This window comes from Trichococcus sp. (genome assembly GCF_049589555.1).
Classification (GTDB): Bacteria; Bacillota; Bacilli; order Lactobacillales; family Aerococcaceae; genus Trichococcus.
In genome coordinates this window covers 1-4,903 of record NZ_JBAWAZ010000110.1, presented here as the reverse complement: position 1 = coordinate 4,903, position 4,903 = coordinate 1, and the positions used below count along the sequence as shown (strand labels likewise).

At 50.7% G+C, this 4,903-nt stretch carries 6 protein-coding genes; 2 read left to right on the top strand and 4 right to left on the bottom strand.

Translation table 11 applies throughout. The annotated features are described in order from the left end of the window. The coding region (locus WBV27_RS04860) for an AEC family transporter (protein WP_424199927.1) at positions 1 to 757 on the top strand (757 nt) is incomplete at its 5' end. 24 nt (positions 758 to 781) lie between these two features. Next, a complete protein-coding gene (locus tag WBV27_RS04855) occupies positions 782 to 1,408 on the top strand; it encodes a carbonic anhydrase (protein ID WP_424199925.1) in 627 nt (208 codons plus the stop codon). Positions 1,409 to 1,501: 93 nt separating this feature from the next. Here WBV27_RS04855 and WBV27_RS04850 read toward each other — a convergent pair whose 3' ends face one another. The 4 genes from WBV27_RS04850 to aroC all read right to left on the bottom strand — a co-directional run. After that, positions 1,502 to 2,059, bottom strand: a complete 558-nt coding sequence (locus WBV27_RS04850; RefSeq protein ID WP_160117082.1) for a hypothetical protein — start codon at positions 2,057 to 2,059, stop codon at positions 1,502 to 1,504. A gap of 96 nt (positions 2,060 to 2,155) precedes the next feature. Beyond that, positions 2,156 to 2,680: a transcription repressor NadR gene (locus WBV27_RS04845; protein ID WP_424199923.1), complete on the bottom strand. Its 525-nt coding sequence runs from the start codon at positions 2,678 to 2,680 to the stop codon at positions 2,156 to 2,158. 121 nt (positions 2,681 to 2,801) lie between these two features. Next, on the bottom strand, positions 2,802 to 3,947 hold the full coding sequence (gene pheA, locus WBV27_RS04840; protein WP_424199921.1) for a prephenate dehydratase: 1,146 nt from the start codon (positions 3,945 to 3,947) through the stop codon (positions 2,802 to 2,804). 20 nt (positions 3,948 to 3,967) lie between these two features. Continuing rightward, positions 3,968 to 4,903, bottom strand: a 936-nt coding sequence (gene aroC / locus WBV27_RS04835; RefSeq protein ID WP_424199919.1) for a chorismate synthase, incomplete at its 5' end; no start/stop codon positions are given.

The window sequence follows — 4,903 nt, the reverse complement described above, 5'->3', positions numbered from 1 at the left end:
ATTCAATGCCGATTTTGATGGGCAGCGCTTGAAATTGCTGATGTGGGCGACGCTGGCGGCTTTTCTGACGATTTCCATCCGCGCGTTCATCGTCCATGTCCTGCTGAAAAAAGAGGACCGCATCGACAAATATGCCACCATTTTCCCGAATGCCGGTTTCGTCGGCATCCCCTTGGTCCTTGCGACCGTGGGCTATGAGGGCGTCTTTTTCATGTCCGGATACATCATGGCAAATAACGTCAGCCAGTGGACTTACGGCCAATATCTGATTTCGGGTGACAAAAAAGCCATGACCTTGCGGCAAACCCTTCTCAATCCCGGCATGATTGGGGCTGCAATCGGGTTGACCATCTACATCAGTCGCTTGCCGGTCCCTGATTTTCTCTGGAAGTCCGTCGACAGCTTGGCCGCTTTGAATACACCGCTGGCCATGATCATCCTCGGCAGCTACATCGCCAACAGTAATTTTTCGGAATTGCTGGCTTTCCCGAAAGCGTATTGGACCACTTTCCTGCGTTTGATCGTTACCGCCCTCATCTCGATCGGTGTTATCTATTTATTGCCTATCGATGACTATATGGTGGAAATCGTCCTGACCATCGCTTCCTGTGCGCCGGCTGCAACGAATACAGCCATCCTTGGCCGTCTGTTCGGCGGCGACTACGAATATGGAGCGCGTCTCGTGGTCCTGACCACTTTATTGTCCTTATTCACCATCCCGATCATCGTGCAATTTGCACAACTGTTGTTCGGATAAACATTTCAGAAAGAAGGTATGCGTATGGAAAAGTTATTAGAAGGTATCGTTAATTTCAGAAGAGGGGATTTTGAATCCCATCGTGAGCTGTTCAAGGGTTTGAAAGCCTCCCAGAAACCTCATACCCTCTTCATTTCCTGTTCCGATTCGCGTATCGATCCGAATATGATCACCGGAACGTTACCGGGGGAATTGTTCATCGTCCGCAACATCGCCAACATCGTTCCGCCTTATCGGATGACTACCGAATACGTGGCCACGACATCCGCCATCGAGTATGCCGTGCTCGCGCTAGGCGTTGAGAACATCATCATCTGCGGGCATTCCAACTGCGGCGGCTGTGCTGCTTGCCTGCATCCCGAAGGCAAACTGGAAGAATTGCCGCACACCCGCAAATGGCTGGAACTGATCCATCCTGTTCGTGATCGCGTCCTGAAGGAAATCCCGGAAACCGAACCCGAAGCACGGGCTTGGATGATGGAGCAAGGCAATGTCGTGGAGCAGCTGAAGCATTTGATAACTTTCCCTTACATAGCCGCAAAAATGAGGGAAGGCAAGCTGAAGATCAGCGGGTGGCACTACATCATCGAAACCGGGGAAGTCTTCATCTACGACCGCGATCAAGGCGAATTTTTGCTTGCCAACGGTTGATAAAAACCGAATCATGAATGTTACACACAAAAAAAGGACGCATCCCGCAATTAAAGCCGGGGTGCGTCCTTTTCATTTATTCAGTTTTCCGATCTACACAGAGCGTACTGGTGCGGCTTTCTTGCCGACCGCTTTCCAGACGATTTGGGCCAACCAATAGTCGACCATACTGTGGATGACTGTTCCGATGCCGACAAGCAGCATGACGGAAGAGATCAAGCCTTTATCGTAATAGGCTTCCGTAAGGTTTCCTGCAAAGTAGAACAGGCTCACGACGATGACTTCGCAGCCAGCATGCAATACGCCAAGGACCAGGCTGAAAAGCAATGATTTTTTGAAATCATGCGCCATATCCGGATGCTTTTGGATATATTTCGCACCGACATATGAGAAGATCATGTGCGTTGCCGCACGCAGGACTACGACCAATGGAAAGCCGCCCAACATGAAGCCGACAGCCGTTCCAAAGGCAACCGCAACAGCGATGCCGGGTGAAAGGAACATGGCGATCATCGTCGCCACATGGCTTGCCAAAGTAAAGGAAGCCGGTTCAAGAATTATTTTCAAGGGGGATATCATCGGTATCAGGATCCCTATCGCAATCAGTAGAGCAGCTATCGTTATATGTTTCGTTTGTGTACGTGTATTCATTTCGCCAATCCCTCCAAAGATGTTTACAACTGTCTTGACAGTTGTAATATATTATATAATCTTTTCAGGAGTTGTCAAGCATGTTTTCATGCGTTTTCAACCGGAATAGAGGATGCCCGCTTCCTGCAGTTCCTTTTTGATGCGCAGGAATGTTTCTTCATCCTTGCAGGCAAGTGTATGCAGATGCACGCCGCCGGTCAGCGAAGACAGCATCGCTGCTTCATTTGATGCGATTTTTGACATGAAGTCGATGACGTCATGGCGCGAACGGATGTGCAGTTCACCGGTCAAAGTGCCGTAGACGGGATGCTCGACCTGGACATCCACGACCTCTCCGCCATTGTCCACGATGATGTTCAGTTCCGTCACAGTTTCGGCTTGCGAGTGCTGGCAGGCAATTTTGCCCGTAAACAGGCTGTCTTCGCCTTTGAATGCATTCGCGGATAGATAGCCCCTTGGCGTTGCCAGGATCTCAATCCCTTTGGCGCGGATCAAGGCGATATCGCCCACGATGACCTGACGGCTGACCGACAACAATTCAGCCAGTTGGGTGGCGTTCACCGGTTGATCCGTGGCTTCCAATAATTTGATGATTTCATTTCGTCTCTCTGCTGCTTTCACAAACATCACCCTTCCGTTACGCGTTCTCTTCCTAATAGTACCTATTTTTGCCCTGGACTGCAAGAATCGAAAAAAAAATAGCCAGCAAAGTCCCGCAGGAAGCGGTCATTGCTGGCTTTTCTTATTTATTTTCGGTTGCGGCGGTGTAGCAGCCCAACAGCCTGAAATAGACGCTGCTCCGGTGGATGAAGCGCAAGGCTTCATGGACATTTTCGTCGACGATGTTGCCCTCGAAATCCAGATACAACAGGTATTCCCATTTCTCCCCTTCGACAGGGCGGGATTCAATTTTGATCAGGTTGATATGGTACCTCGCGAAATGACGCAGCAGCTTGAACAGTGTCCCGGCTTGATTATCCAATGAGAACACCACACTGACTTTGTTGCAGCGGGGATTCGACTCGAGATCCTTGCCGACGATGATGAAGCGGGTCGTGTTTTCGCTCTGATTCTGGATGCTCTCCGCCAAAATCGAGAGGCCATGGATCTGAGCGGCCCTTCTGCTGGCGATGGCGCCTTTGTGAGCATCACCGGAGTCCTTCACCATTTTCGCGCTGTCGGATGTGCTGTGGAACGGAATCTGACGCCATTGCTCATGATCCTTGAAATAATCGGTGGATTGCTGGAAACCTTGCGGGTGCGAATAGACTTCCTCAATCTGATCCAGACCGGTCCCTTCCAGGCCGATCAGATGCTGCTCGATTTTGATGTATTGCTCGCCCACGATGGAAAGGCCGTATTTGTACAACAGATCCAGCACTTGAGAAATCGCACCAGTGGAAGAGTTTTCCACTGGCAGAACGCCGTAATCGATTTCCCCATTCTGGATACCAATGAACAACGATTCGAAGGTATGGTAGTTTTTCGGATCACGGGGCGCTTCCTTGAAATAGGCCAACATCGCTTCTTCGCAGAACGAACCCGTTTCCCCGAAATAACCGATCTGAGCGGGCAGCTTCGGATCGTGGATCGCAAAAATCTGCTCATAATCGTTCGCGGCTGCCCTGACATCCTTTTGGACTTCTTTCGAAAGATCCATGATCGTATCCAAGAAATGATGGGTCTGCACCGCAAACTCTTCACTCTTCAGATGGGTAAGATTCTTCTCTACGACGCGCTGCTCACGGCCTTCATCAAAGATGGGCAAATCATGCACCAGCTTATAATTGCCGATGGCTTGGGAAATGTGCATCCGTTTTTCGAACAGAGCCACAAGCTCCTGATCAATGGCATCCAACTCTTTGCGATAGTCTTCTAAATCCGTCATACTCGCCTTTCACTCCGTTCTCAGTCGTATTTGTAGAATTTGGAATCCAACAGCAGATCCAGGATCGCGATCGCCGTCACGGCTTCCAATACAGGAATGGCGCGCGGTACGATGATCGGATCGTGTCTACCCTCAACCGATAATTCCGCATCCGTCTTGTCTTCGATGTTGATGGTTTGCTGCAGCTTCGTGATGGAAGCTGGCGGCTTGATTGCCACTTTGTAGATGATCGGCATGCCGTCCGTGATGCCGCCCAAAATACCGCCGTTATGGTTCGTGCGGGTTTTGATCTGATCGCCGTCATAATAATAGGAATCATTCGCTTCCGAACCGAGCATTTCTGCGATGCCGAAGCCGCTTCCGAATTCCAAGCCTTTGATGGCAGGCACGGAGAAAAGAATGTGCGCCAGAACGGACTCGACGGAATCAAAGAACGGATTGCCGACTCCTGCCGGGATGCCCAATACACAGATTTCCGCAGTTCCACCAACGGAATCGCCGCTGGCTTTCGCTTCGCGGATCAGATTGCGCATTTCCTCTTCGAGCGACTCGTTCAACAACGGCAATTCTTTGCTGGCAAAGCCTTTCAGCATTTCAGGTGTGACTTCCGTGTTCAGGAAGCTGTCATCCTGGATTTTGGCTACACTTTTCACGTGACCGCCGATGGTGATGCCTTGCTTTTCAAGCAATTGCTTCGCGATCGCGCCCGCAAACACTAACGGTGCCGTGATCCGGCCGGAGAAATGGCCGCTGCCGCGGTAATCATTGAAGCCGTCGTAACGGACATAGCCTGGGTAATCAGCCTGGCCTGGGCGCATCAATTTCTTCATCTGACCGTAGTCTTTGGAACGCGTGTCGCTGTTGCGGATGATCGCCGCAAGCGGGCTGCCTGTCGTCATGTCGTTGAAGTAACCGCTCAAGATTTCAGGCTGATCTTTTTCTTTCCTTGGCGTCGA